Origin of the sequence: Ferdinandcohnia salidurans, from assembly GCF_042680725.1 — a bacterium.
GTDB lineage: Bacteria > Bacillota > Bacilli > Bacillales > Bacillaceae_L > Ferdinandcohnia > Ferdinandcohnia salidurans.
This window is the reverse complement of sequence record NZ_JBHUEK010000005.1, coordinates 1-25,867: the sequence shown is the minus strand read 5'-3', so window position 1 is coordinate 25,867 and position 25,867 is coordinate 1. Positions and strand designations below refer to the sequence as shown.

The 25,867-nt window shown below is 39.1% G+C and carries 25 protein-coding genes, 21 tRNA genes and 2 rRNA genes; 11 read left to right on the top strand and 37 right to left on the bottom strand.

Annotation, left to right across the window (positions count from 1 at the left end):
* Nucleotides 1-14: 14 nt before the first annotated feature.
* Nucleotides 15-503, bottom strand: a complete 489-nt coding sequence (gene ytkD, locus ACFSFW_RS02555) for an RNA deprotection pyrophosphohydrolase (RefSeq protein ID WP_304219342.1) — start codon at nucleotides 501-503, stop codon at nucleotides 15-17.
* A gap of 72 nt (nucleotides 504-575) precedes the next feature.
* Complete coding sequence (locus ACFSFW_RS02550; RefSeq protein ID WP_304219491.1) at nucleotides 576-914, bottom strand: hydrolase; 339 nt, start codon at nucleotides 912-914, stop codon at nucleotides 576-578.
* 177 nt (nucleotides 915-1,091) lie between these two features.
* On the opposite strand from ACFSFW_RS02550, the gene ACFSFW_RS02545 reads away from it, so the two are divergent.
* Nucleotides 1,092-1,352, top strand: coding sequence for a DUF6154 family protein (locus ACFSFW_RS02545; protein WP_099351906.1), 261 nt, complete (start codon nucleotides 1,092-1,094; stop codon nucleotides 1,350-1,352).
* A 39-nt stretch (nucleotides 1,353-1,391) separates the two neighbouring features.
* Here the strand turns inward: ACFSFW_RS02545 and ltaE are convergent, their stop codons facing one another.
* Nucleotides 1,392-2,408: a low-specificity L-threonine aldolase gene (gene ltaE, locus ACFSFW_RS02540; RefSeq protein WP_388034916.1), complete on the bottom strand. Its 1,017-nt coding sequence runs from the start codon at nucleotides 2,406-2,408 to the stop codon at nucleotides 1,392-1,394.
* Nucleotides 2,409-2,479: 71 nt separating this feature from the next.
* Nucleotides 2,480-2,920, bottom strand: a complete 441-nt coding sequence (locus ACFSFW_RS02535) for a Dps family protein (protein WP_388034913.1) — start codon at nucleotides 2,918-2,920, stop codon at nucleotides 2,480-2,482.
* Nucleotides 2,921-3,083: 163 nt separating this feature from the next.
* On the opposite strand from ACFSFW_RS02535, the gene ytzI reads away from it, so the two are divergent.
* Nucleotides 3,084-3,248: a YtzI protein gene (gene ytzI / locus ACFSFW_RS02530; RefSeq protein WP_304219348.1), complete on the top strand. Its 165-nt coding sequence runs from the start codon at nucleotides 3,084-3,086 to the stop codon at nucleotides 3,246-3,248.
* Nucleotides 3,238-4,701, top strand: a complete 1,464-nt coding sequence (locus ACFSFW_RS02525; protein WP_388034910.1) for an amidase family protein — start codon at nucleotides 3,238-3,240, stop codon at nucleotides 4,699-4,701. Before ytzI ends, ACFSFW_RS02525 begins: the two co-directional genes overlap by 11 nt.
* A gap of 30 nt (nucleotides 4,702-4,731) precedes the next feature.
* Here the strand turns inward: ACFSFW_RS02525 and ACFSFW_RS02520 are convergent, their stop codons facing one another.
* Nucleotides 4,732-5,205 carry an S-ribosylhomocysteine lyase gene (locus tag ACFSFW_RS02520; RefSeq protein WP_304219352.1) on the bottom strand — a complete coding sequence of 158 codons (474 nt, stop codon included), beginning with the start codon at nucleotides 5,203-5,205 and terminating at the stop codon, nucleotides 4,732-4,734.
* A gap of 183 nt (nucleotides 5,206-5,388) precedes the next feature.
* Here ACFSFW_RS02520 and yidD point away from each other — a divergent pair, with 183 nt between their 5' ends.
* Nucleotides 5,389-5,628, top strand: coding sequence for a membrane protein insertion efficiency factor YidD (gene yidD, locus ACFSFW_RS02515; RefSeq protein ID WP_304219354.1), 240 nt, complete (start codon nucleotides 5,389-5,391; stop codon nucleotides 5,626-5,628).
* A gap of 16 nt (nucleotides 5,629-5,644) precedes the next feature.
* Here yidD and ACFSFW_RS02510 read toward each other — a convergent pair whose 3' ends face one another.
* Both ACFSFW_RS02510 and ACFSFW_RS02505 read right to left on the bottom strand, forming a co-directional pair.
* Nucleotides 5,645-6,409, bottom strand: coding sequence for a FixH family protein (locus tag ACFSFW_RS02510; protein ID WP_388034906.1), 765 nt, complete (start codon nucleotides 6,407-6,409; stop codon nucleotides 5,645-5,647).
* 150 nt (nucleotides 6,410-6,559) lie between these two features.
* A complete protein-coding gene (locus ACFSFW_RS02505) occupies nucleotides 6,560-7,120 on the bottom strand; it encodes a beta-class carbonic anhydrase (RefSeq protein WP_304219358.1) in 561 nt (186 codons plus the stop codon).
* Nucleotides 7,121-7,342: 222 nt separating this feature from the next.
* Between ACFSFW_RS02505 and ACFSFW_RS02500 the strand changes: the two genes are divergently transcribed.
* The 3 genes from ACFSFW_RS02500 to zupT all read left to right on the top strand — a co-directional run bounded on the left by ACFSFW_RS02500 (nucleotide 7,343) and on the right by zupT (nucleotide 9,579).
* Nucleotides 7,343-8,281, top strand: a complete 939-nt coding sequence (locus ACFSFW_RS02500) for a metal ABC transporter substrate-binding protein (protein WP_388034904.1) — start codon at nucleotides 7,343-7,345, stop codon at nucleotides 8,279-8,281.
* Nucleotides 8,282-8,376: 95 nt separating this feature from the next.
* Nucleotides 8,377-8,535, top strand: a complete 159-nt coding sequence (locus ACFSFW_RS02495) for a DUF1540 domain-containing protein (protein WP_099351896.1) — start codon at nucleotides 8,377-8,379, stop codon at nucleotides 8,533-8,535.
* Nucleotides 8,536-8,769: 234 nt separating this feature from the next.
* Nucleotides 8,770-9,579, top strand: a complete 810-nt coding sequence (zupT, locus tag ACFSFW_RS02490) for a zinc transporter ZupT (RefSeq protein WP_099362257.1) — start codon at nucleotides 8,770-8,772, stop codon at nucleotides 9,577-9,579.
* Between the two features lie 42 nt (nucleotides 9,580-9,621).
* On the opposite strand, the gene menC is transcribed toward zupT, so the two are convergent.
* The 6 genes from menC to ACFSFW_RS02460 all read right to left on the bottom strand — a co-directional run bounded on the left by menC (nucleotide 9,622) and on the right by ACFSFW_RS02460 (nucleotide 17,093).
* Nucleotides 9,622-10,722 (bottom strand): o-succinylbenzoate synthase, encoded by a 1,101-nt coding sequence (gene menC / locus ACFSFW_RS02485; RefSeq protein WP_388035028.1) that lies wholly within the window; start codon nucleotides 10,720-10,722, stop codon nucleotides 9,622-9,624.
* Complete coding sequence (locus tag ACFSFW_RS02480) at nucleotides 10,718-12,196, bottom strand: o-succinylbenzoate--CoA ligase (RefSeq protein WP_388034900.1); 1,479 nt, start codon at nucleotides 12,194-12,196, stop codon at nucleotides 10,718-10,720. The genes menC and ACFSFW_RS02480 overlap by 5 nt, the downstream gene beginning before the upstream one ends.
* Nucleotides 12,197-12,275: 79 nt before the next feature.
* Nucleotides 12,276-13,097, bottom strand: coding sequence for a 1,4-dihydroxy-2-naphthoyl-CoA synthase (gene menB / locus ACFSFW_RS02475; RefSeq protein ID WP_304219365.1), 822 nt, complete (start codon nucleotides 13,095-13,097; stop codon nucleotides 12,276-12,278).
* A 42-nt stretch (nucleotides 13,098-13,139) separates the two neighbouring features.
* Nucleotides 13,140-13,958 (bottom strand): 2-succinyl-6-hydroxy-2,4-cyclohexadiene-1-carboxylate synthase, encoded by an 819-nt coding sequence (menH, locus tag ACFSFW_RS02470; protein WP_388034897.1) that lies wholly within the window; start codon nucleotides 13,956-13,958, stop codon nucleotides 13,140-13,142.
* Between the two features lie 2 nt (nucleotides 13,959-13,960).
* Nucleotides 13,961-15,709: a 2-succinyl-5-enolpyruvyl-6-hydroxy-3-cyclohexene-1-carboxylic-acid synthase gene (gene menD / locus ACFSFW_RS02465; RefSeq protein ID WP_304219369.1), complete on the bottom strand. Its 1,749-nt coding sequence runs from the start codon at nucleotides 15,707-15,709 to the stop codon at nucleotides 13,961-13,963.
* The gene (locus ACFSFW_RS02460) at nucleotides 15,702-17,093 is read right to left on the bottom strand and encodes an isochorismate synthase (protein WP_369695650.1); all 1,392 of its coding nucleotides are present in this window, start codon (nucleotides 17,091-17,093) and stop codon (nucleotides 15,702-15,704) included. The genes menD and ACFSFW_RS02460 overlap by 8 nt, the downstream gene beginning before the upstream one ends.
* Nucleotides 17,094-17,462: 369 nt before the next feature.
* Here ACFSFW_RS02460 and ACFSFW_RS02455 point away from each other — a divergent pair, with 369 nt between their 5' ends.
* Together ACFSFW_RS02455 and ACFSFW_RS02450 are read left to right on the top strand one after the other, a co-directional pair.
* Nucleotides 17,463-18,398: a 1,4-dihydroxy-2-naphthoate polyprenyltransferase gene (locus ACFSFW_RS02455; RefSeq protein WP_388034893.1), complete on the top strand. Its 936-nt coding sequence runs from the start codon at nucleotides 17,463-17,465 to the stop codon at nucleotides 18,396-18,398.
* Between the two features lie 431 nt (nucleotides 18,399-18,829).
* Nucleotides 18,830-19,585 (top strand): TraR/DksA C4-type zinc finger protein, encoded by a 756-nt coding sequence (locus tag ACFSFW_RS02450; protein WP_304219375.1) that lies wholly within the window; start codon nucleotides 18,830-18,832, stop codon nucleotides 19,583-19,585.
* A gap of 36 nt (nucleotides 19,586-19,621) precedes the next feature.
* Here ACFSFW_RS02450 and ACFSFW_RS02445 read toward each other — a convergent pair whose 3' ends face one another.
* A complete protein-coding gene (locus tag ACFSFW_RS02445) occupies nucleotides 19,622-22,033 on the bottom strand; it encodes a penicillin acylase family protein (protein ID WP_388034891.1) in 2,412 nt (803 codons plus the stop codon).
* A gap of 189 nt (nucleotides 22,034-22,222) precedes the next feature.
* Here ACFSFW_RS02445 and ACFSFW_RS02440 point away from each other — a divergent pair, with 189 nt between their 5' ends.
* Together ACFSFW_RS02440 and ACFSFW_RS02435 are read left to right on the top strand one after the other, a co-directional pair.
* A complete protein-coding gene (locus ACFSFW_RS02440; RefSeq protein ID WP_388034888.1) occupies nucleotides 22,223-23,020 on the top strand; it encodes a TIGR00266 family protein in 798 nt (265 codons plus the stop codon).
* Nucleotides 23,021-23,052: 32 nt separating this feature from the next.
* On the top strand, nucleotides 23,053-23,244 hold the full coding sequence (locus ACFSFW_RS02435) for a hypothetical protein (protein WP_099362268.1): 192 nt from the start codon (nucleotides 23,053-23,055) through the stop codon (nucleotides 23,242-23,244).
* Between the two features lie 104 nt (nucleotides 23,245-23,348).
* On the opposite strand, the gene ACFSFW_RS02430 is transcribed toward ACFSFW_RS02435, so the two are convergent.
* The 23 genes from ACFSFW_RS02430 to ACFSFW_RS02320 all read right to left on the bottom strand — a co-directional run.
* Nucleotides 23,349-23,420, bottom strand: a tRNA-Glu gene (locus ACFSFW_RS02430).
* 28 nt (nucleotides 23,421-23,448) lie between these two features.
* A tRNA-Ser gene (locus ACFSFW_RS02425) sits at nucleotides 23,449-23,539 on the bottom strand.
* A 5-nt stretch (nucleotides 23,540-23,544) separates the two neighbouring features.
* Nucleotides 23,545-23,619, bottom strand: a tRNA-Asn gene (locus tag ACFSFW_RS02420).
* A 9-nt stretch (nucleotides 23,620-23,628) separates the two neighbouring features.
* Nucleotides 23,629-23,705 (bottom strand) — tRNA-Ile (locus ACFSFW_RS02415).
* 11 nt (nucleotides 23,706-23,716) lie between these two features.
* Nucleotides 23,717-23,790, bottom strand: a tRNA-Gly gene (locus ACFSFW_RS02410).
* A 38-nt stretch (nucleotides 23,791-23,828) separates the two neighbouring features.
* Nucleotides 23,829-23,904 (bottom strand) — tRNA-His (locus ACFSFW_RS02405).
* A gap of 26 nt (nucleotides 23,905-23,930) precedes the next feature.
* A tRNA-Phe gene (locus tag ACFSFW_RS02400) sits at nucleotides 23,931-24,003 on the bottom strand.
* An 8-nt stretch (nucleotides 24,004-24,011) separates the two neighbouring features.
* Nucleotides 24,012-24,087: transfer RNA gene (locus tag ACFSFW_RS02395), tRNA-Asp, on the bottom strand.
* Between the two features lie 60 nt (nucleotides 24,088-24,147).
* Nucleotides 24,148-24,224 (bottom strand) — tRNA-Met (locus ACFSFW_RS02390).
* A 185-nt stretch (nucleotides 24,225-24,409) separates the two neighbouring features.
* Nucleotides 24,410-24,502: transfer RNA gene (locus ACFSFW_RS02385), tRNA-Ser, on the bottom strand.
* Nucleotides 24,503-24,521: 19 nt separating this feature from the next.
* Nucleotides 24,522-24,598, bottom strand: a tRNA-Ile gene (locus tag ACFSFW_RS02380).
* A 13-nt stretch (nucleotides 24,599-24,611) separates the two neighbouring features.
* A tRNA-Met gene (locus ACFSFW_RS02375) sits at nucleotides 24,612-24,688 on the bottom strand.
* Between the two features lie 30 nt (nucleotides 24,689-24,718).
* Nucleotides 24,719-24,794 (bottom strand) — tRNA-Ala (locus tag ACFSFW_RS02370).
* An 11-nt stretch (nucleotides 24,795-24,805) separates the two neighbouring features.
* Nucleotides 24,806-24,882: transfer RNA gene (locus tag ACFSFW_RS02365), tRNA-Pro, on the bottom strand.
* Between the two features lie 5 nt (nucleotides 24,883-24,887).
* Nucleotides 24,888-24,964, bottom strand: a tRNA-Arg gene (locus ACFSFW_RS02360).
* Nucleotides 24,965-24,982: 18 nt separating this feature from the next.
* Nucleotides 24,983-25,071 (bottom strand) — tRNA-Leu (locus ACFSFW_RS02355).
* A 17-nt stretch (nucleotides 25,072-25,088) separates the two neighbouring features.
* A tRNA-Gly gene (locus ACFSFW_RS02350) sits at nucleotides 25,089-25,163 on the bottom strand.
* A gap of 4 nt (nucleotides 25,164-25,167) precedes the next feature.
* Nucleotides 25,168-25,248, bottom strand: a tRNA-Leu gene (locus tag ACFSFW_RS02345).
* A 14-nt stretch (nucleotides 25,249-25,262) separates the two neighbouring features.
* Nucleotides 25,263-25,338 (bottom strand) — tRNA-Lys (locus ACFSFW_RS02340).
* A gap of 5 nt (nucleotides 25,339-25,343) precedes the next feature.
* A tRNA-Thr gene (locus tag ACFSFW_RS02335) sits at nucleotides 25,344-25,419 on the bottom strand.
* Between the two features lie 19 nt (nucleotides 25,420-25,438).
* Nucleotides 25,439-25,514, bottom strand: a tRNA-Val gene (locus ACFSFW_RS02330).
* Between the two features lie 10 nt (nucleotides 25,515-25,524).
* Nucleotides 25,525-25,640 (bottom strand): 5S ribosomal RNA (gene rrf / locus ACFSFW_RS02325).
* A 106-nt stretch (nucleotides 25,641-25,746) separates the two neighbouring features.
* Nucleotides 25,747-25,867, bottom strand: a 23S ribosomal RNA gene (locus tag ACFSFW_RS02320); the annotation flags it as partial.

Sequence of the window (25,867 nt, the reverse complement as noted above, 5' to 3'; positions counted from 1 at the left end):
TCATCTAGTATCAACTAGAGAGCTTTTTTCGTTTTCAAATACTTCTCTACATAGTCAATGCTGTGAGTTAACACATCATCCTTCATGATGAAGCTATATCGTCGGTCCGTCTTTACATGGTCTAGTGGAATTTCTTTTAGCAAGACAGGCCCCTTTGTTTCAAAATAAGTATCTTTCTCAAGAAGGCGGGTAATTTCAGCAAAATATATATTTTTAATAATCGTTTTCCCTTTTCCTACGACCTTATATTGACCCATATATTCGATTTTCTGAACCTCAGCACCTGTTTCTTCCATAACCTCACGAATCGCGGCAGCTTCGGGAGTCTCCCCCTCTTCAACCTTTCCCCCTGGAAATTCAAGCCCTCGTTCAGAATGGTTTGTTAAAAGCCATTGATCCCGATATCGACAAATGACCCACACATGCTTCGGTTTGTCCGAAAAAGGATCGGGTGTAAACGATAAATTCACTTCATTATGATACATGTCTTGAAAAACAATCATTTTTTTATCTCCAATATCGTTGTTTTTATTATTATGATAACATAAAAACAAGCCGCTTCATGTAGAAGTGGCTTAATCAATATGACCTAATACATCAAGTATGCCTTGTGATTGTATGAAATCTTTTGCTTCCTGATCTCCAAGCTGATAAATCATCTGAAAAACCTGCAGCATGTTTGTGTCGTACTTGTCATTTGATGAATCAAAATGATATTCCACAAAAGGGACGTGTGCACGTAAAAATCCTTCAACTTCGCTTGCATAATTCGAATCAAAAAGCTTTCGCAGTTGATGAATTTGCTCGTCTGTCGCTTCAATCTTATACTCCCAAGTAGACCCAGACTTTACTTGAGAAATTTCCCCACTTCCTACAGCAATATAATAGGTTTTCTTAGACTGTTGTTCCACTATAGTCACTCCTAACAGTGATTTACGTTATTTTAGCTTTTTCCTCCCGTGTTAAAAATATTCAACATCAATTTTAGTCTTTGCCTAAATTTCATTAAAATTAGTATCTTTTAAGACATTACCCCATATACTAATTTCCAAGAAAACAAGTGAAATAAGCAGGCAAAGGGGAAACCACTTATGAAAATTATTGATGAAATTTATGAACTGTATAGAGATAAATTAACAGGTGATGAAGAAGATGCGGACATCATTGCTTTTTCCGTGCTTGAACAATTTGAACGTGAAGATCTGATAGACCTTTTAAGAGATTTAACGGATCAAGAATTACGAAATTTAGTTGGTTTCTACATGATTGAAAACCTTAAAGCAAAAATGGCACGTGATGGAATTGGTCAATCAAAAATGATGACAATTAATGAGTTGAGGGATATACATTAAAAAGGATTGTCGCTCTAGACAATCCTTCCTAAATTAGTATTAGAGTTTACTTACGATCCTTAATGCGTCCTCAATTGACTCTTGATTAACATCATAATGAGTGACAAATCGGACAAGTTTAGGTCCAAATGTTGAAACCAATACACCATGTTCTTTTAATAACCCTACAAATTGACTAGAGGTTAAGCCTCTTTCACTCACATCAACTAAAATGATATTGGTATCAATTTGATTTACAACTTTTATCCCCTTGGTATTTCCGAGTCCTTCTGCAAGAAATTTTGCATGTTCATGATCGATTGCAAGACGGTCAACCATCGTGCGCAGTGCAACAAGGCCTGGCGCTGCAATTATCCCAACCTGTCTTAAACCTCCACCAAGACGCTTTCTCCATTTCCTTGCTTGCTTAATAAACTCCTCGCTTCCAGCGATGATTGAACCTACCGGAGCACCTAATCCTTTTGATAAACAAAATTGAACAGTATCCGTATATTGCGCAATATCCTTTACAGGTCTTCCTAATGCTACCGCTGCATTGAATAGACGTGCGCCATCCAAATGAACAGGTATGTGATTTGCAGACGCAACATGATGAATTGCTGCCATATTTTCTATTGGGATGACGGCACCACCCGCTCGATTATGTGTATTTTCAATACAAATTAAGCCGGTTTCAGGGTTATGGACATCATCCTCTTGAATAGCAGACTCCACTGCTCTAGGGTCCATTGCGCCTCGATTTCCTTTAATTGTTCGTGGCTGTACTCCAGCAAACGCTGAAATCGCAGCACCTTCATAATTAAAAATATGAGAATCTTGTTCAACGATGATTTCATTCCCTTTTCGTGTATGAGTTAACACAGCAATTTGATTGCCTTGAGTTCCACTCGTCACAAATAAAGCTGCATCTTTCCCGAGCATATTAGCTGCTGTTTGCTCTAACTCTATTACAGTTGGATCTTCTTGATAGACATCATCTCCAACCTCAGCTTCATAAGCTGCTGTTCTCATTTCGGCAGTTGGCTTTGTAACTGTATCACTTCGTAAATCGATCATATCTACTCTCCTCCCTACTAAAAAAGTATAACAAAACCCTTCTTTCGACAAGAAAGAAGGGTAAACTTTTTTTATTTTCCTAAGAAGGATTGGAGCATCCAAATATGTTTTTCTAGTGCTTGGTGAATTGAAAGGAGCATATCCCCTGTAGTTTCATCATCCACATTACCAGCTACCTTCATACCTTCCTTTAATTCTCCCGTTAATATGGAAAAATCATTTGAAATAGTAGCTACCATATCATCGGCATTTTCATTTCCGCTTGCTTCCTGAATCGAAGATAATTCAAGAATCTCTTTCATTGTAGCAACAGGTTGTCCACCAATTGCTAGTAATCGCTCCGCTAACTCATCAATATGAACTGCAGACTCATTATACAATTCCTCAAATTTTTCATGAAGGGTGAAGAAATTAGAACCTTTCACATACCAATGATAATTATGTAGCTTAATGTAAAGCACACTCCAGTTTGCAACTTGCTTATTTACCATTTCGACTAATTGTGTTGACATTCATATCTCCTCCTTATTGTTAACATACCCCCTTTATAACACAGTGAAACATAATTTTTGATTTAGTTTCTTGACAAATTTCATACTTTTTCAATTTAATTGGAATATCAATATCTTCTATCATTTTTCATGTTAAAATAAAGGTGAAAAAAAGGAGGTTGCTATGTTTATCGTATTAATTTTATCAATCATTATTGTTTTTGTTGTCCTATTTTTAGCTGTTAGTACGACATCCAAAGCGTATAAGTACAAACATACAGTAGATGATTTAGAAGATAATCCACATTTAAACCAACCTGAAGATAAGGAGAATTCTGATGGAAAATAAACTTCTTCAAGAACTTTCAAATAATTGGTTAATTGAGGCAACTATTGATTCCATCCAAGAAAAATATGAAAAAGAAGAATTAACAGCCAAACAATTGGTACTCATGTATTTACATAGAATTGCAAACTATGATTCATCACTACGTTCCATCATAGAGATTAATCCAGATGCTTTGCAAATCGCAATGGCTCTAGATGCGGAGAGAAAAGAAATTGGACCACGTGGCTCGCTTCACGGAATTCCAGTTTTACTGAAAGATAATTTAGATACGAACGATAAGATGCACACATCTGCTGGCTCACTCGCTTTAGCCGACTCACATGCCTCAGAAGATTCTTATGTTGCGTATCTCTTAAGAGAAGCCGGTGCCATTATTTTAGGCAAAACAAATATGACAGAATGGGCAAATTTCATGACAGAAGGAATGCCTAGCGGATATAGTTCACGAGGAGGGCAAACTTTAAATCCATATGGACCCGGTAAATTTGATGTTGGGGGCTCAAGCGCTGGTTCTGGCTCAGCCATTGCCGCAAATTTTGCAGTTGTTGCAGTTGGTACAGAAACATCAGGCTCTATTTTAAGTCCTTCAAGTCAAAACTCACTTGTCGGCATCAAACCAACCGTTGGATTAGTAAGCCGTGCAGGAATCATTCCCATTGCTCATACCCAAGATACTGCAGGACCAATGGCTCGTACAGTAAAGGATGCTGCTTACCTATTAACAGCAATGGCAGAAGTAGATGAGCGTGACCCAATCACTTATACAGGCAGAACATTATCCTCTACTGACTTCACACAATTTTTAGATGTGGATGGGCTACAAGGTGCACGAATTGGTATTGCAAGAGAGGTTTATTTTGACTACCTAAGTGAGGAAAAACGATCAGTCATGGATCAGGCTGTAAAGAAGCTTGAGGAACTTGGGGCAACTGTTATTGAGGATGTAAAAATTCCTTCTTCAAAAAACAAGTGGAGCTATGATGTGTTAACCTATGAATTCAAGGTTGACCTAAATGCTTATTTACGAAAGCTAGACTCTTCCGTTAAGGTTCGAAATTTATCTGACTTGATTGCATTCAACAAGGAAAATAAAGAAAAGATGTTAAAATACGGCCAGATTATTTTGGAAGAGGCAGAAATAACGAGTGGGACGCTAACAGAAAAAGAATATCTTGAAGCACTAGAAAATGATCATTATCATTCAACGGAAAATGGTATTGATTTTGTTTTAAACGAGCATCAATTAGATGCCATTGTATTTCCAAACAATATTGGAGCAAGTATACCGGCTAAAGCTGGTTATCCATCAATAACGGTACCAGCGGGATATACATCTGAAGGAGAGCCAGTTGGAATCACCTTCACAGGAACCGCCTATTCAGAAGCCACATTGATAAAATTGGCATATGCATACGAACAAGGAACCAAATATCGGATTCCACCAAAACTATAAAACCTCAGCCCTTGTGGCTGAGGTCCTTTTTTATCCAAAAACCTTATGAAGGTCTTCTTTTGATTGTGTTAGCCAGAAACGCATGAGGCGCTTTGCTCCTTCTAAATCATGAAGCTTCGCTTGACCACATTGAGTTTCATTCGCTGCAGGAATATCTGTAATTTCTAAGGCACTTTGCATTGTAGCTTCTAATAGGTCAATAATTTCAGAAACTGTTGGTTCCCCACTCACAACTAAATAATAACCTGTTTGACACCCCATAGGAGAGATATCAATAATATCAAAGTGATCATATTTCTCACAATGTTCACGAAGGTTAAAAGCTAATAAATGTTCAAGTGTATGAATAACATCTGGCTTCATCGCCTGTTTGTTTGGCTGACAAAAACGAATATCAAACTTATTTACAACTCCATCTGAACCTACCTTGTGTACACCACAATGTCTTACATACGGAGCTTTAACTGCACAATGATCTAGTTCAAAGCTTTCTACTGATGGCATTCTCTTCACTCCCTGATTATACTTTATATCTATCATAACGCTAATTCCGATTTTTTTCATCAATTTAATTTGAATTGGAAAAAATTCGATGAGGTGACATTTGGGATAACCTTTTAAGATGCTTTTATTTACTTCCTATAGTATAGTATAAGTACGTAAACCAAGTAAGGGAAGTAGAAAAAATTGCTTCGAGCGTTATTTATAGGTGTTATTCGTTTCTATCAAAAATTTATATCCCCATTAAAACCGCCAACTTGTCGCTTTTATCCGACTTGTTCCCAATATGGACTTGAAGCCATTAAACGCTTTGGTGCATTTAAGGGTGGTTGGCTGACCATTAAACGTTTATTAAAATGTCATCCCCTCCATCCAGGCGGGATTGACTTTGTACCCGAAAAAAAGGAAGGTAAGCATGAACATTAATGCTACCTTCCTTTTTTTATTTTACGTTGGTTTTCTTTTCAAGATGTTCGTGGATTTCTCCTTTTTCGATGTGAACTTGAATATTATAATTCCCAGTTTCGGCGAATGTATAGTCTGATTGATAGACACCATTTTCAGTTTCACTTGCATCTATAAACTCATGCTTCTCGGCGCCTTCTTTCCAAACCTCAAACCGAACGATTGCATCTGTCAAAGGTGCTCCAGACTCTTCAAAAGATACATGCAAAGTGGATGATTTTCCTACCGGATATTCAGTCTCTAGAGGGAAGTCGATTGACACATCTCCACTTCCATGATGATGTTCACTACCATGGTGATCGCCATCTTCCGTTGGTTCATCCGCTGGCCCTTCTGTTATGCTCGGATTTCCAATTACCACTTCAACCTTTGGCATGGTGTGCATGCTTCTCGCCGTTACATGTGCTGTCACAAAATAAGTCCCGTCCTGTTCAAACGTTTTAACAGCCGTATATTCACCATCAGAAGTATGCTTCCCATCTAGAAATTCGCTTTCTTCACTGCCTTTTTGTGCAATTTCAAATTGGACTTCATCCGCATCTTCAACTGCTTCTTCCCCTTGAGTAACAATCGCGTGTAAGGTTACTTCTTCACCTGGATTTATTTTTTTAGGATTAAGCTTTACATCAACTGCAATTGGGATTAATTCTGTCGTATTCGTATTTTTCTTTTCTGTCTCATTATTACATGCCGCAAGCATGATGATTGCAGCCATAAATAGAAAAAGACCTATTTTTTTCATTTCTTTCACCTCAACTACATGGTACAACATATGACCATTTATTCCTGTGTCTTTTTTATGACATTCTTGCCTCTTACCCATGATAACCAAAAGTAACTTCTCTTTAACCTCTACTCATTAAAAAAAGAGGTCAAATGACCTCTTTCCATCTTATTTATACCCGTTAACCACTACATCAAGTTTTCCTGTTTCAGGATTAATAACGAGACCGTGAACAGGAACTTCCTCTGGAAGGAGTGGATGGTTTTCGACCATTTCAACACTGTGTCGAACACTATCTTCTACACTGCTAAAACCTTTAAACCATTTATCAAGATCAATTCCAGAGTACTTTAATGTGTCAATTCTAGCTTGAGTAACGCCTCTGTCTTTTATTTTTTCTAAAATCGCATCTGAGTTTAGTGCACTCATACCACAATCGTGGTGACCAACAATACAAACCTCGTCAGCATTTAAATCATACACGGCAACTAATATACTTCTCATTACACTTCCAAATGGATGTGAAACAACCGCACCTGCAACCTTTAAAATTTTCACATCGCCGTTTTTCATGTTCATTGCTTTGGGAAGCAGCTCAATGAGTCGTGTATCCATACAAGTTACTATAACCATTCTTTTATTTGGAAGCTTTGTCGTTTGGTATTTTTCGTATTCTTTCGTTTCAACAAACTCTTTGTTATATTCTAGGATATTATTCAGTAGTGACATACCTTTCACCCTTCTCTCTTTATTTCATTATATTTTATCAAAAACTTATCCTTTTAGATAATATTTTTATTATTATTCACAAGTTCTTGTATCTACCAGAGATACTAATAAAGACATCGTTCCTCTTAAGAAAGTTTTTTGTTCTCAAATCGTAATAATTACGATATAATATGAAAGGATTTCAAACAGGCACCATTTTGGTACTTGAGAGGAGAAAGAGTTATGAAAAAGATAAGTGGATATATCGCGCTCCTACTAGTAATCGGCATACTTTCAGCTTGTGGAGCAGATCAAAATAAATCATCAGATGAAGAAGGAACGCTCACGATTTATACAACCGTATTTCCTTTAACAGACTTTACAAAAAGAATAGGTGGCGAAGATGTCATTGTTAATAGTGTATACCCGCCGGGTGCTGATGCTCACACATTTGAACCCACTCCTAGGGACATGACAGAAATCGCAAGTGCTGATGCTTTTATTTACACTGGGATCGGTGTTGAGGCTTTTGTATCTTCAGCAAAAAAGACACTAGAAAAGGAAGACGTTGCGCTAATTGAAGCAGGATCTGGAATAGAATTCATGAATATGGAAGACGATACTCACCACCACGATGATGAAGAAGATCATCAGCATGGAGATATTGATCCACATATATGGTTAGATCCAGTCTACTCCATACAGATTGCTGAAAATATTAAAAATGCCCTAAGTGAGTTAAATCCTTCTAGTAAAGATGTATATGAAGAAAATTTCAATGTATTAAAAGAGCAATTAGAAGAATTGAACACAGAATTTATGGAAGTAGCCAATTCTGCAAAACGCAAAGAAATTCTAGTTGCCCATTCGGCTTACGGATATTGGGAAGCTCGTTATGGAATAAAGCAAATAAGTATTACTGGCTTTTCCCCTTCCAATGAACCATCTCAAAAAGAGCTAAAAAATATTATTGAATCTGTGAAAGAACAAAATCTTGAATATATTCTATTCGAACAAAATATATCATCAAAAATTGCTGAAACAGTTCAAAAAGAAACAGGTACAAAAAGCTTATCCCTTCATAATTTGGAGGCCTTAACACAACAAGAAATCGATGACAACAAAGATTATTTTAGCTTAATGACACAAAATCTAAATACATTAAAAAAGGCGCTAAATTAACTACCACCCTTGGGATATGTTGCTTGTTATCCGTGCTTCTTCACTTGGAGAAAATAAGGATGCTAGACCACATTCCTAAGAAAGAGGTGTAGTAAATGGCACAAGACGTATTATGTGAAGTTAAAAATTGTCATTATTGGGCAAACGGTAATAAATGCAGCGCTGATGCGATTTATGTTGTAAGTCACTCAGGGAAAACAGCATCAGAACAAACTGAAACAGATTGTAAAACTTTTATACCAAGTGAGCTATAGAAATGTGACGAAGACAGCTGATTTTCTCAGCTGTCTTTTTTATATTTATTAATAGCTGAAACAAAATCCCCTAAACTTGCATAATCCTTATAACATGTCGAATTTTTTGAAATAAAATAATTGACAAAATAAAAAAATAAACATATGATACTTTTAAAAGTTGCACTAAGGAAACATTTATTCATTAAAACAAAAAACATAATAGAAAATAAATGCTTGAGAGGAGAATAAGCGATGTATGAAAATCTTTTACTCGCTTTTGGTTTAACTTTATTCGCTGGCCTCGCAACCGGTATAGGGAGTTTAATAGCTCTCTTTACGTCCAGAACGAATACCAAATTTCTATCTTGGACACTCGGTTTCTCAGCAGGTGTCATGATTTATGTGTCCATGGTTGAAATCTTCGTTAAAGCAAAAGATGCGCTAACGTCTGAACTTGGGAATGAACTGGGGAACTGGATGACAGTTGCCGGATTCTTTGGGGGAATGCTTTTAATTGCTTTAATTGATAAGTTTGTCCCTGAGAGTAGCAACCCACATGAGGTTAAAAAAGTGGAGGACATGAATCTGTCATCTTCCAAATTAGAAGACGCTCAATTATTAAAAATGGGAACATTTACAGCTCTAGCTATTGGGATTCACAATTTTCCTGAAGGTATTGCCACCTTTACTTCAGCTCTTCAAGACCCAGGCCTAGGTATCGCTATCGCAGTAGCCGTGGCGATTCACAATATACCTGAAGGCATCGCGGTTGCTGTACCAGTCTATTTTGCAACAGGGGATAAAAAAAGAGCCTTTAAGCTCTCGTTTCTTTCCGGTTTAGCTGAACCTGTCGGAGCCATTGTTGCTTTCTTGATTTTAATGCCATTTTTAAACGATATCATGTTTGGGATGATCTTCGCTGCGGTAGCAGGGATTATGGTGTTTATTTCTCTCGATGAATTACTCCCTGCTTCTAAACGTTATGATAGTGGACATTTATCCATTTATGGATTAATTGCAGGTATGGCTGTTATGGCGTTAAGTCTATTACTATTTATCTAACCTTTATTCAGCTGGGCCTATCCAAGCTGAATAAAGTTAACATTACATTACCTTTTTCTGTTTCGTAATATGCTTAATCCATTCGCGATCTACCTTATATCCAATTCCTGGTTCATCTGGAACGGCAATGCGGCCGTTTTCTACAATAACTTCCGGAGTAATGACATCTCTTGACCAATATCTTGAGGACGCAGAAATATCTCCAGGAATTGTGAAGTTTGGTAGGCTTGCTAAAGCAATATTATGGGCTCTTGAAATGCCGGTTTCAAGCATTCCCCCACACCAGACGGGGATTTGATGGGACCTACAAATATCATGAATACGAATTGACTCAGTGATACCACCTACTCGCCCAATTTTGATATTCATTACTCGACAGCTCCCCATCTCAATTGCCTTACGGGCATCTTCTGCCGATGTGATACTTTCATCCAAACATATGGGTGTCGAAAGTATTTTTTGCAACTTTGCATGATCAAAAATGTCATCCTCCGCTAGTGGCTGTTCAATCATCAACAACTTAAACTCATCTAATGCTTTAAGTTTGTCAGTATCCGTTAAAGTATAAGCAGAATTCGCATCAACCATTAGCGGTAGGCTTGGAAATTCTCGTCTAATTTCTTTTAGAAGCTCATAATCTTGTCCAGGCTTAATTTTTATTTTGACTCGTTTATAGCCTGTGTTCACATGCTCCTGGATTTTACGTAATACTTCCTCCATTGAACTAATACTTACGACTACGCCTGAATCAATAAAATCTCTCGTCCCGCCAATCGCTTTAGAAAGGGAAATTCCTTGTTTTTTTGAATATAAATCCCATAAAGCCATGTCGATGCTAGCTTTCGCCATATTATTTCGTTTTACAAATTGAAAGCGTTCTTGTAGTTGCTGAGGATGCTCAACCTCTTCTTTTAAAATTTGCGGGATTAGATAATCGACAAGTATATGCCAGCAAGTTTTAATCGTCTCTTCTGTATACCAAGGTGATGAAAAGGCAACGACCTCTCCCCAACCAACGACACCTTCTACATCCTCCATTTCAACAAGAATACTCTCTCTTGTATCTACCTTTCCCGTACTTGCTACAAACGGTGAGAGCAAACTTTGTTCTATGAGATGGAGGGTAACCTTTTTCACCTTAATCATTTTTCTCATCCTTTATCAAATCAACTAATTTTCGTCTCATAAGTTTATTTGATGCATTTCGTGGGAGGGCATCAACAAAATGGATTGATTTTGGAACTTTATATCGCGCAAGTTGTTCGTGGCAATAAGCAATGATTTCATCTTCACATAGATTACTTCTTTCTTCTTTTATGACGAAGGCAGCTGGCACTTGTCCCCATTTTTCATCATCCACACCTGTAACACCCGCTTCTAAAATGTTTGGATGTGACAATAGAACCGCTTCCAGTTCAGCAGGATAAATATTCTCTCCCCCTGAAATAATTAAATCTGACCGGCGATCTAACACGAATAGAAACCCTTCCTCATCTATGTAACCAATGTCACCGGTATATAGCCAGCCATCAACTATTGAGGTCATCGTAGCATCGATCCGATTCAAGTAGCCTTTCGTCACGTTTGGTGCTTTTACAACGATCTCCCCTATTTCATTTGGAAGTGTAGGTGTACCATCTTTATCAATTTTGATTTGCACGGGAAAAAGTGGTTTACCTGCTGAACCTAACTTTGAAATACTATACTCAGGTGCAAGCGTAACAACCTGTGATGCTGTTTCAGTCATACCATATGTCTGGAACACAGGAATATTATGAGCAATACAATCCTCTAACAAAGGTTTTGGTGCAGGCCCTCCTCCAAGAAGCATACATCTAAACTGTTCAGGGTAGCTGTCACCCCCTAATTCTCTAATCATCCTCGTTAGCATGACACTCACTGCTGACATGATCGTAACACCTTGATTCATAATGGCATCATTTGCTTTTTTGGGGTCGAATTTTTCGTGAATCACCGCTGGTATTCCATAAATGACACTTCGATACAAAATCGATAACCCACTAATATGAAACATCGGAACAGTTAGTAACCAGCAGTCATCCTGGTGTAGCCCTAAATTTAAACTTGAGCCAATCGCACTCCACCAATGGTTTCCATATGTATGAATAACACCCTTTGGTTTTCCAGTCGTTCCTGATGTGTACATAATCGTATCCGCCTGTTCTAAAGAGAAATACTCTTGAATCTCACAGTCTTTCTCAGGAAGCTCATGAAGTTCATTTAATGGTATGTATTTAATATTTAGATGAGCCACTTTCTCAAGAAAAGGCTCTTCCGTTAGCAGCATTTTTGTGCCAGCATCACTCAATTGAAATTCTAGCTCACTACTTGTTAGTTTTATATTCAATAGGACTGTAACTGCTCCAATATATTTCAGGGCATGAATCACCTCAACCATCTCAACACTGTTCCTCAGGAGCACAGCTACAACGTCTTCCTTTTGTATCCCTGCAAAAGTGAGTTGATTAGCCCTTTTTAACACATTTTTATGTAAAGTTAGAAATGATATCTCTTCATTTTCAGTTTTTATCGCAGTTCGATTTGGCGTTAAAAATGAACGATGTTTCAGCCAATTTGGTATTTCTGTTGAATTCATCTTTTTCAAATCCTCTTATATTTGTAATAAAAATGCAAAAACAGCTTGATGAGGTCTTCATCAAGCTGAGAACTGAACATTAAGGGAAACGAGGGAATTGCTTAAAGTCTGGCATGCGCTTTTCTTTAAATGCGTCACGGCCTTCCTTCGCTTCATCTGTTGTGTAGTATAGAAGAGTAGCATCGCCAGCCATTTGTTGTAGACCTGCTAAGCCATCTGTATCAGCATTCATTGCTGCTTTTAAGAAACGAAGAGCTGTTGGACTCTTTTCAAGAATTTCTTCACACCACTTAATTGTTTCTTCTTCAAGCTGCTCTAATGGAACAACTGTGTTCACAAGACCCATGTCTAATGCTTCTTGCGCATTATATTGACGGCAAAGGAACCAGATTTCACGAGCCTTTTTATGACCAATGATGCGAGCAAGATATCCAGAACCATAACCTGCATCAAAGCTTCCAACCTTCGGACCAGTTTGTCCAAAAATAGCGTTATCCGCAGCAATTGTTAAGTCACATACAACATGTAATACATGTCCTCCACCAATTGCATAACCTGATACCATCGCGATAACTGGCTTTGGAATTACACGGATTAAACGTTGTAAATCAAGAACATTTAATCGTGGGATTTGGTCGTCTCCAACATATCCACCATGTCCTCGAACCTTCTGATCTCCACCAGAACAGAATGCTTCATCTCCTGCACCAGCAAGAACAATAACACCAATATTTGAATCATCTCTTGCATAAGCAAAGGCATCAATCATTTCTGCCACTGTTTTCGGCGTAAACGCATTTCTAACATGTGGTCGGTTAATGGTGATCTTTGCAATACCATTGTATGTTTCATATAAAATTTCATCATACTTCCGTTCTGCTATCCATTCAACTGCAGCCATTAGCTTGTCCTCCTTTATGTATAGGTTTGTATGTAATTTTGATCATTGAGAAAAATGATCAGAAACAAACTCATTTATTATTTTACCAAAAAAACGTGGTTGTTCCACATGAATTGCATGTCCAACCTCTACTATTTTCTCCACTTTTGCATTTTGAATGCTTAAACTCATCTCTTCTGCAATCCTGCAATACTTTTGGTCAAGCTCTCCACAAAGCAATAAAGTCGGGAAGTTAAGCTCATTTAGTCTATCCCAGTATGAGGGTTGTGAACCAGTCCCCATCCCCTTAAGACTATTAGCTAAACCGACTGGATTATTTTTAAGACGTTGTTTACGTATTTCTTGTTGTCTTTCTTTCGTTAGTGCCTGTTGTGAAAGGAATAACGGGATCTTCTCCCAAAAATCAATAAAACCTTGGATTCCCTCTTGCTCAATTCGATTTGCCAGTTGCTCATCTGATTTTCTACGGGCAGCTCTCTCTTCTTCTGTTCTTAATCCTGGAGAACTGCTCTCTAGAACAAGGCTAGTTACTCTAGTTGAATAAAGAATAGAAATGGCCAAAGCTAGCCTTCCTCCCATGGAGTAACCAACTAAATGAGTTTTTGGGATAGATAAGGCATCAAGTATATGAATGATATCTTTAGCAACAGTTTCTATATGATATCTTGAAAAGTCATCAGGACTATCTGTCTCTCCATGTCCGATTATATCAATAAAAATACATTGATAACTGTTATGAAGTGGCTCAGTAGCCCTGCTCCAAGTTGCTATACTACCTGTAAAACCATGGAGGAACACAATCGGTTCGCCTTCTCCCATCACTTGGACATGATAAGTAACCCCGCTTGATGAAATAAACATAGTTATTGTTCCTTTTTAAGCAGGTTTTTTATTTCCTGGGAAACATTATTCCACATTTTTCGATGAATCATGACATTTTCTTGACGGTCCGTTTTTACTTCAACAACATGAAGGCCTTTACCATTTAATGAAGCAGATATGGCTTTTCGGAATTCCGCCCAATTCTCAACACTAGTAAACTTCCCGCCATACATTTTTACGGCATGTTCATAATCAAGCCCGATTGGCGTACCAAACAGGGTTTCAAAGTGCTTTTCTTCCTGTGATTGTGGTAAGAAAGAAAATATACCGCCACCGTCATTATTAATTAACACGATCGTACTATTTAAATGATGATGCTTTGCCGCTAATAATCCATTTAAATCATGGTAGAAAGAAAGATCACCAATCACTAGAACCGTATGCTCATTTTGCGAACTAATGCCCATTGCCGTTGAAACAAGTCCATCAATTCCATTTGCTCCTCGGTTTCCTAGCGCATGAATTGACTTTTCATTATTTGTAAAGAATGTGTCAAGGTCTCGAATCGGCATACTGTTTCCGACAAATAAAGTAGATCCATTTGGCAGGATTTCTTGAAGTTCAGTAAATACCTTCCCCTCAAATAAGGTTTCCTCTTGGTGTACCGCGTTGATATTTTCTTTCACGATCTCATTTATGTTAATCCAAGAGCTAATCCACCCATTATCACTACGTTTCTGTATTCGTTTCGTAATCGCCTGACAGAATTCTATTTCATCACAGTACACCATATCAGTTGCGGATAAAGTAGGATCTCTCCATCCACCGTCCCCATCTACAACGATTTGTGGTGTGTTTTTTTGTTTTTGAATAAATTGCAGAAGTGACTTAGAGACAGGCATTGCTCCAAAACGAATGATAATGTCTGGTGAAAAAGCTTCTCGGAACTCTTCGTTTCGTAAAAAAGCATCATAACCATCTAGTATGTATGATTTAGGATGTGTACCACTTCTCAGTTGGGATAGTGGGTCAGCAAGTATTGGAAATTGAAGAGTTTCTGCTAGATTAGCTACAGCATGTCCAAACTCAGAATGATCGTGTGAACCACATACAATAATTCCCTTCACTTTTTCACTGACTACATCACTTATCAGTTGAGCTTGTTCCTCGTCCATTGTCGGTTTTCCAACCACGACATTAACATTTTTCTTAGCCATTTTGCTTGTACCCCATAGTTGATCAAGACCAAGATTTGGAACAAGTGGCTCACGAAAAGGAAAGTTCAGATGGACCGGTCCTGCGGGAGCTGATTGTGCTGTACCCGCTGCTCTTCCTGCCATTGTTCTAACATAGGCCAACATTTGCTCGGAATCTTGAGGTAGTGCCATTTCTACAAACCATTTCGCATGATTCCCATATAACTGGTTCTGGTCTATGGCTTGCGGTGCACCAACATCGCGCAATTCATGTGGTCGGTCCGCTGTCAACACAATTAGCGGTACCCTTGAATAATAGGCCTCCACAATAGCCGGAAAATAATTCGCTGCTGCAGTCCCAGACGTACAAAGGATCGCTACAGGCTTTTTGCTTGCTTTAGCTACCCCAAGCGCGTAAAAAGCGGATGATCGTTCATCAATATTGATTGTAACATTCATATCAGGATGTTCAGCCATTAGTATTGCCATCGGGGTAGAGCGGGAGCCAGGGCTCACAATGGCCTCTGTGACACCCACTTGGACTAATTCATCAACAAATGATGCTACATACCGAGTTAATGCTTCATTATTCATTGTCTAAGCCTCCTAATGCGGATAGCATCGGTCTAAACTTAATCATTGTTTCTGTATATTCACTTTCTGGTTCTGAATCTCCTACAATACCACATCCAGCAAATAAGGATGCATTATTGCTATTTATTAACCCAGAACGAATGGCAACGGCAAATTCTCCATTATCTTTGGTATCCAACCAACCAACTGGGCTTCCGTACCAGCCGCGGTCAAGAACCTCAAGCTCACGAATAATTTCATATGCTTTTTGTTTAGGTTGTCCTCCAAGGGCTGGAGTTGGATGTAATCGATCTACAACAGTAAGCAATGACACATTTTCTTTTGCTACCCCTCTTACAGGTGTGTATAAATGTTGGATATCTCGCATTTTTAAGATATCAGGTTGTGTTGGTGAAGAGATGCGTACACAAGATTCTTTCATCGCATTTTTTATCATTTGTACAACAACATCATGTTCGTATAGATTTTTCCGGTCACTAAGTAATTCATTAGCTAATTGTTCGTCTTCAGAAGGTGTTTTGCCACGTCGTATCGAACCTGCTAAGCAAGTCGTTAAAAATTCTCCACCTTTTTTCTTAATAAGACGCTCAGGTGAAGCCCCTATAAAACATGAATCTCCGTATTCAATTGCAAATAAGTAACTCATTGGTTGCTCTTCTTTTAGACGTGCTAAAATGGCGTCCGTTTCAATTGGCTTATCGAAATGCAGTTTAATTTCTCTTGCTAATACGACCTTTTCAACCTCACCGGCCTGTACCTTTTTTGTTGCATTTCGAACAGATTCCATCCATTCCTTTGGTTGGACTTCTTCTTTTGTAAAGGAAGTGCTTATTGGATCTTTTTGATTTCTCTCAAACAGTCCTTCTAATTGTTCTATATCAGAATCAGCAAAAGTTGTTCTTGTAGGCTCACAAATTATATTTGTCGTTAAATAAGTGCTTCCTTTATAGACAGAAAGCATAATCGTAGGCAAGACAAATTTCGCATCATCAAAATGATCCCACAGCTCTGTTCTCTTTTTTAACGGATCGAATGAAAAACCTCCCATTAAGATTGGACCTGTAGAATATGGTGCAAAGTCATCCACTATAATCGAATTGTGAACGAGTTTTTTCCACTTTTCTTCTATTGCAACAAAACGTTCTGTAGACTCGTTATCGCTAATTGTATAAGCTTCTCCAAGACCAACAATTATCGTATCATTTGTTGGATTGGACCAGAAACATCGCGTTTTAAACGTTTCTTTTTTCCCAGCAGAAAAGAACAATAGGGGGTCTATGTTCTCAATCTCTCTAACCTGACTTACAAGTATCGGCTTTGAAAGCTCCTTTGAACGGAGCATTCCTTTCTCTATGTAATCCTTCAATCCTTTTTGTTGTATCATGACCAACTTATATCCCCCCGAAGTGTATCCCATAATAAATTTTACTTTAGAAATAGTATATGATTATAGTATATCATTAACATATATTTACCCTTAGTATTATAATCCGATAATTTTTGATTAATGAATCAAATGCTACGATATACCTGATAATGAATAGTTGTCAACAAACTTGATTCTACCATATCTACTCGCACTATGACCACTTACTTCCTTATTATTACGTTTTGAGAGTTATGTTAGTCTGGGGATTAAATCGTAGGAAGAATGTTTATGTCTTTTTTGTTACATTAAACCATTGACAGTACCTGTCCAATTCACTAAACTGAACTTTGGATATACATGATATGACGTGAGAGGAGAAGTCTAATGCATACGGAACTTCAGTCAAATCAGAAGCTATCTAAAAAGCCTTCAAATGGGTTACAAGTATGGTGGAGACTTATGCGTCCACATACACTCACTGCATCTTTTGTTCCAGTTATACTAGGAACAGTACTTGCACTTCCAGATACATCTATAAACATGGCATTATTCTTAACAATGTTACTTGCTTGTCTTCTCATTCAAGCAGCAACTAATATGATTAATGAGTATTTTGATTATAAACGCGGTCTTGATACCGCTGAATCAGTCGGTATTGGTGGAACAATTGTTAGAGATGGAGTAAAGCCAAAAGTGATTTTAAACTTGGCATTTGCCTTTATGGGAATTGCCACACTTTTAGGTGTTTATATTAGTATGAATAGTAGCTGGTGGTTAGCGTTAGTGGGGACTATATGTATGTCTGTTGGTTATTTATATACAGGTGGCCCATTCCCAATTTCATCAACACCTTTTGGAGAGCTTGCAGCTGGTTTCTTTATGGGTATGATCATTATTTTAATATCGTTTTTCATCCAAACGGGTACTGTTACTTCAACAAGTATTTTAATTTCAATTCCAATAATGATCCTTGTTGGTGCCATTAATATGTCAAACAATATTCGTGATTTGGATGGCGACAAAAAGAACGGACGTCGCACTTTACCGATTTTATTAGGAAGAAAAAATGCGATTAAGTTTTTAGCGGTATTGTTTATTATTTCATATGTCTGGATTATTGCTTTGTCATTTATGGGAATAGCGTCTTGGTGGAGCCTACTTGTATTGGTAAGTGTTCCAAAAGCCGTTCAAGCAATAATTGGTTTTATTGGTAAATCAGAACCAATCCAAATGATGCCAGCAATGAAAGCAACTGCCCAAACAAATACATTTTTTGGTTTCCTATTATCTATTGGAATCTTTATCGGTTACTTCTTTTAAAAACACGATTTTTACGATCGTGTTTTTTCTTTTGTCTTCTTTCACAAAATACGTGTTCAAAAAGGAGGATGAAAAGGACCGCGTCGACAAAAGCGCCACGTCCTGTGGCATTGTCGACACTAGCACGTCCTGTGCGTCGAAAGTTCAAGGCGGCGAAGCTTTGAGTACCGGAGCGAGGCAACTGCTTGAGTTAACTCCCTTGCAGCCTTGCACTGAGGAATTGACTTCTTGAATATACTAGCAGACGCAAGCGCATAACCTATTGTTCATGATGTTTTCCAGGAGCAAAAATCACAGAAATTCAATGTGTCATTTTCACCGGACTTTTGAACATCCTATACAAGCACTTTTTTACATTTATGATTTTCGTGTTTATGTAAATAATACATAACAAGATTCGTTACGAAATCATTATGGAAGGAGTGCTTTTCATGTTATCAAATGAGCAATTATCAACCTTCCGTTCACAGTTGATAAACGCAAAAAAAGAGGTTGAAGAACAATTAACGGATAGCGATCATTTTGATTTAGAACGCGGTCATTTCCACGGGTCGATGGGGGAACTCTCTTCTTATGATAACCATCCAGGGGATGAGGGAACTGCGCTTTATGAACGCGAAAAGGACATTGCACTTAATGAGCATATTGAAAAAGAATTAAAAGACATTGACTACGCCTTACAAGCAATTGCTGAAGGAAGATATGGGAAATGTGAAAAATGCGGTAAGGAAATACCTGTAGACCGGTTGGAAGCAATTCCTACCACAACATATTGTGTTGAGCATACCCCGACCCAAGTCGTATCTCATAATCGACCTATTGAGGAAGGGGTTTTAATGCCACCATTTGGAAAGTTTGTTGATGAGGAAGATAATGTATCCTTTGATGCAGAAGATTCATGGCAAGATGTTGCAAAGTATGGAACATCTGATACTCCTTCAGACCTTGCTGACCCAGTTGATAGTTATAATGAAGTATTCCTCGAATCAGATGAAAATGTAGGCTATGTAGAGGATTACGAAAACTTCGTCGCAACAGACATCGAAGGGAAAGAAATAATCATCTATCCAAACAACCAGCATGAACGATATGAGGAAGTGTTAGATGAAGAAGGAATCATGACCATGTTCGGCGATCTTCCTCCATATGAAAAAGAACCTTACACACAAGATGAAGCACAGGATTAAATTCAAAGCAGTGGAATCTCTTCCACTGCTTTCTTGTTACTTTATTGGTTGTAAAAGAAGTGTATAACTATTTTTCATATAACTCTCTTTTTCAGTATGAGTAATGTGATATTTCCCTGTTGTCCAATCAGAAATTTGATCATGATAGAATGGACTTAATACATGACCAGATTGCCCTGGGCCTACCACATTATAGCTTTGATTCATGTTTGATAGATCAATTACTGAACGCCATGCAGCTCCGTGTGTGATCGCGCCTGATTTTTTATTAAAACTTGCAGCAGCTACCGATATTCCACTACCACCCATAGGAACAAATTCATTTTGATTAAAAAGATAGTTTAACGGTGAAATTGCAGACAATGGATGATTAAAAGGAACCCTATGAAATTCTCCCCATTGCCATTTACCTGAATTCTTCCCTTGTTGTTTAACAGCAAAATCAACAGCTCGCTTGAATGACTCTAGAGTTACTTGCTCCAAGCCACCAGCTTCACGTAACCATACACCTTCATCCCCTTTTGTAGCATTTCTAATCATTTGGTCTACAATTTGTGATTTACCCTCAAACAAGTTATCGATTTCATTTGGAATGGATTCCTCAAACAATACATTCGCAAATTCCTCCATCCATTTATGAAAGACTAGAGGCTCCCCATCTTCTATTCGGTCCACAAAGTCCCATCCTTCAAACTGCTTTAAGACTTCTATATCGATTTCTCTTAGCTTGTCTTTTTTGCTTGTTAATACATCAAGAAGAATCGGTACAAATTCCTCCGCCTGCAAATTATGTTGGTCAAACTGCAGTTGAAACATATCATCAACCGAAAATTTATTCTTACTCGTTAAAACATCCCGTATACGCTGCTGACGATATGGCTGTGCCCAAGTATTCGTAATATGGTATGGATAATCATCTGTTACAATTTTATTATTTGCCGTAGAAATAAAACCTTCCTTTGGGTTCACAATTGTTGGGAGTTCATCCCATGGAATAAAGCCCTCCCACTCATATTCATTCGTCCAACCTGGTACAGGTACCGAGCTGTCTCCCTTTTTTCGAATAGGAATTAACCCATTTGCTCGATAAGCAATGGTTCCATCCGTAGCTGCAAAAACAAAGTTCTGAGCCGGGGTATGGAAAGATGTAAGAGCTTCTTTAAATTCATCCCAATTTTTCGCCTTGTTAAACATCAACACCGCTTCAAGCTCGGTCGAAGGGTCGAGAGCTGTCCATCTTAACGCTAAAGCTGTCTTCTCCCTATGGTCATGGGTGAATTCTGAAATAATCGGACCATGCCTTGTTACCTGAACCTGATAAGGAATTGTTTCTCCATCCTTTACCTTTATTGGTTCTTCAATGATTGTCGCATCCTCCCACTCCCCCATATACTCGAACTGATTTGGATTTTCTGGATTTCTTTTTTCAATATATAAATCCTGAACATCAGGACCTACATTGGTAACCCCCCAGGCAATATGTTCATTACGTCCTAATATAATTCCTGGAACACCTGCAAAAATGACACCACTTACGTTTACCTCGTCATTTTGTAAATGCGTTTCATACCAAATCGACGGAGTCGCCAATGCTAAATGAGGATCATCCGCAAGAATCGGCATACCTGAATCAGATTTCTCCCCACTAACAACCCAGTTATTACTACCGTTAAACTCATTTGGAAAAGGTGCTTGTGCAATACTTTTGGAAATATCAACAGGACTTTCTTTCATCGCTTGAAGAACGGTTGCCCCGTCTTCAGGATATGTAGGGAATAATTCTAGTAGTTTTTCATCTGATACATGTTGTGCCATGTAATATCGAAAGGCTTGACCTTTATAATGGCCTCCTAAATCATAAGCCATATACTTCCCGATCGTGAGCGAGTCTATAGGGCTCCACTCAGTTGGTTTATATCCAGCTAGAGTAAACTCTACGGGTAATGTATTCTTCTCCTTTGCTTCCCTAATAAAAGCATTTACACCATCCGCATAAGATTGTAAGACACCCTTCGCTTCTGTTGAGTATCCTTCGTACGAGATTTTAGCTGCTCTACGTAACCCAAGAGCTCTAAAGTATTTATCCTGCTCAATAAGGGAGCTACCAATAACCTCACTGATCTCTCCTGAGGCCTGTCTACGGCTTAGATCCATTTGAAATAACCGATCCTGAGCTGTTACATATCCTTGTGCAAAATACAGATCATGAGTGTTTTTTGCACAGATATGAGGAACCCCATTTTGATCACGAATCACTTCAACCTCATCAGTAATACCAGCAACACTAATTTTTCCTTCAATTTCTGGTAAACTTTTTCTCAAAAATAAATAGCCTGCCAAAATACTTGCCACAAGAAGGAGGACGATTATGATTCCTGATACTAAAATAACCCTCCATCTTTTCTTTCTAGGCCAAATACGTCTATTTATAGCGACTTCTGAACTCATAAAATCCCCCTTAGACTTATCATTTCAAGAAAATTCTAAATATATTATAATATCCCATTTTGATTTTGTCATTGTAATCTCCAATAGACTGACATTATTTTCATACGTAGTGTAAAGTTTAAAGGAAGATACTAACCAAATGACGAATTATTTCTATATATCATTTTTTTAAGTGAAAGGAAGAATACAATGAACGCTCATGAGATTGAATACAAACTATATGGAGATGACATGCAATTTGTAGAAATCGAGTTAGATCCGAGTGAAAGTGTTATTGCGGAAGCAGGAGCAATGATGATGATGGAAGATGGAATCTCAATGGAAACCATATTCGGTGATGGCTCAGAATCTGGAGGTGGCGGTCTTTTAGGTAAACTTTTTGGTGCAGGTAAAAGAGTCCTGACTGGTGAAAGTCTTTTTATGACAGTATTTACAAATAACCATATGGGGAAAAAACATGTTTCCTTTGCGGCACCGTACCCTGGTAAAATCATTCCAGTTGATTTAAGTATGCTTGGTGGAAAGGTGATTTGCCAAAAAGATTCGTTTCTATGTGCAGCAAAAGGAGTATCAGTCGGAATAGACTTTCAACGCAAATTAGGTACTGGTTTCTTCGGTGGAGAAGGCTTCATCATGCAAAAATTAGAAGGAGATGGATTAGCCTTTCTACACGCAGGTGGAACCATACATAAAAAAGAACTCCAACCAGGTGAAACCCTTCGAATCGACACAGGCTGCTTAGTTGGGATGACGAAGGAAGTAGATTACAATATAGAATATGTAGGAAAAATAAAAACAGCTTTCTTTGGTGGGGAAGGGTTATTCTACGCAACTGTATGTGGCCCTGGAACGGTTTGGGTACAGTCATTGCCATTTAGCCGTATGGCAGACCGTATTTTCGCGAGTGCACCTAGAAATGGGGGAAACACAGGTGAAGGAAGTATACTAGGAGGAATCGGAAATTTATTAAACGGTGATAACAGATAGAATAATTATAGGCATAACTGGGAGGATAATAAATGGAGGTGTGGAAGATGAAACGTAAAGATGACGACGTTAATAGAAAACCCGATGCTCCACTATTTGATGCCCCAGATGATAAAATTCTAGCATTTGACATGTTCCGCGGAATATCACCCGGACTCTTTTCAGATGTAGATTTAGACAACCCCGCAAAGAAAATAGAAGATGATATAATTTCTCAAGATTAGCACCTGGCAACAGGTGTTTTTCTTTTTGCAAACCATAAAGAAGTAAGAAGCTAGAAATCTACTAAAAATAAAAAAACGCCATGAGAAATTCTCATAACGTTTGATGACCCGTACGGGATTCGAACCCGTGTTACCGCCGTGAAAGGGCGGTGTCTTAACCGCTTGACCAACGGGCCAGAAAATAAGTATTTATATGATTCGACATGGCGGAGAAGGAGGGATTTGAACCCTCGCGCCGCTTACGCGACCTACACCCTTAGCAGGGGCGCCTCTTCAGCCACTTGAGTACTTCCCCAAAAATGGCTCCGCAGGTAGGACTCGAACCTACGACCGATCGGTTAACAGCCGATAGCTCTACCACTGAGCTACTGCGGAATAATTATATGGTGGGCCTAAATGGACTCGAACCATCGACCTCACGCTTATCAGGCGTGCGCTCTAACCAGCTGAGCTATAGGCCCATTGTATAAATTGGAGCGGGTGATGAGAATCGAACTCACGACATCAGCTTGGAAGGCTGAGGTTTTACCATTAAACTACACCCGCGTAATGAATTTTATTTTTATAAATTTATAATTTTTATATGGGGCGGCTGATGGGAATCGAACCCACGAATGTCGGAACCACAATCCGATGCGTTAACCACTTCGCCACAACCGCCATTAAAGTTTATAAAATAAATAAGGTGGCTCAGGACGGAATCGAACCGCCGACACAAGGATTTTCAGTCCTTTGCTCTACCGACTGAGCTACTGAGCCACAATATATGGCGGTCCCGACCGGGATCGAACCGGCGATCTCCTGCGTGACAGGCAGGCATGTTAACCGCTACACCACGGGACCTTTTTTTAACAACAAAAATTATTTTACAATAACTTCTTTTGTTTGTCAACATATTTTTTTTGGTTGCGGGGGCAGGATTTGAACCTACGACCTTCGGGTTATGAGCCCGACGAGCTACCAGACTGCTCCACCCCGCGATAATAGAAAATATATAGTTTTTTGTCATGCGTTAATTATAGCAGATGACTGTCCCTTCCTCTGCAAGCTTACTCTAGAAGCTAAGTCCGTCGGGACAACTCGCAGTATTTCGATGATGCAACGCTCGTTGCTCCACCCCGCGATAATAAAATATTTAATTCAAGCCATACCATTTTAAATAATATGGCGGAGGAAGAGGGATTCGAACCCCCGCGGGCTTTAACACCCCTGTCGGTTTTCAAGACCGATCCCTTCAGCCGGACTTGGGTATTCCTCCACATATAAGAAGTTGTAAATGGTGGACCTTGTAGGACTCGAACCTACGACCGGACGGTTATGAGCCGTCTGCTCTAACCAGCTGAGCTAAAGGTCCTAGAATTTTCAAATGGTAGCGGCGGAGGGGATCGAACCCCCGACCTCACGGGTATGAACCGTACGCTCTAGCCAGCTGAGCTACACCGCCATAATTAAAAGCAACTATTTAAAATTCTATTGGTGGAGCCTAGCGGGATCGAACCGCTGACCTCCTGCGTGCAAGGCAGGCGCTCTCCCAGCTGAGCTAAGGCCCCAATTTTTTAAATGGTCGGGAAGACAGGATTCGAACCTGCGACCCCTTGGTCCCAAACCAAGTGCTCTACCAAGCTGAGCTACTTCCCGTAAAATGGCGCGCCCGATAGGAGTCGAACCCATAACCTTCTGATCCGTAGTCAGACGCTCTATCCAATTGAGCTACGGGCGCATTTTATATTTTTTTAGATGGTGCCGAGGACCGGAATCGAACCGGTACGGTAGTCACCTACCGCAGGATTTTAAGTCCTGTGCGTCTGCCAGTTCCGCCACCCCGGCACTTCTTAAATTACCTCTGGAGCGGAAGACGGGATTCGAACCCGCGACCCCCACCTTGGCAAGGTGGTGTTCTACCACTGAACTACTTCCGCATAATGCGGGTGAAGGGACTCGAACCCCCACGTCAAAGACACTAGATCCTAAGTCTAGCGCGTCTGCCAATTCCGCCACACCCGCATATTTAATTTAAATGGTGAGCCATGAAGGATTCGAACCTTCGACCCTCTGATTAAAAGTCAGATGCTCTACCAACTGAGCTAATGGCTCGTAAGTGGTGCCGGCGATAGGAGTCGAACCCACGACCTACTGATTACAAGTCAGTTGCTCTACCAACTGAGCTACACCGGCAAATTTAACCTAAAATATATGGTGGAGGATGACGGGATCGAACCGCCGACCCCCTGCTTGTAAGGCAGGTGCTCTCCCAGCTGAGCTAATCCTCCGTCTCATCCAACCTAGCGACGTCCTACTCTCACAGGGGCAATGCCCCAACTACCATCGGCGCTGAGAAGCTTAACTTCCGTGTTCGGTATGGGAACGGGTGTGACCTTCTCGCCATCGTCACTAGATAAGTTAAAGACAAGATATATTATACTATCTTCAAGAAAAAATTCAAGAGGAAATTTTCATTCCTTCAAAACTAGATAACGTACTTGCATTCATGTTAGAAGTATTTTGGTTAAGTCCTCGATCGATTAGTATCAGTCAGCTGCACATGTCACCATGCTTACACCTCTGACCTATCAACCTCGTCATCTTCGAGGGATCTTACTAGTTTAACACTATGGGAAATCTC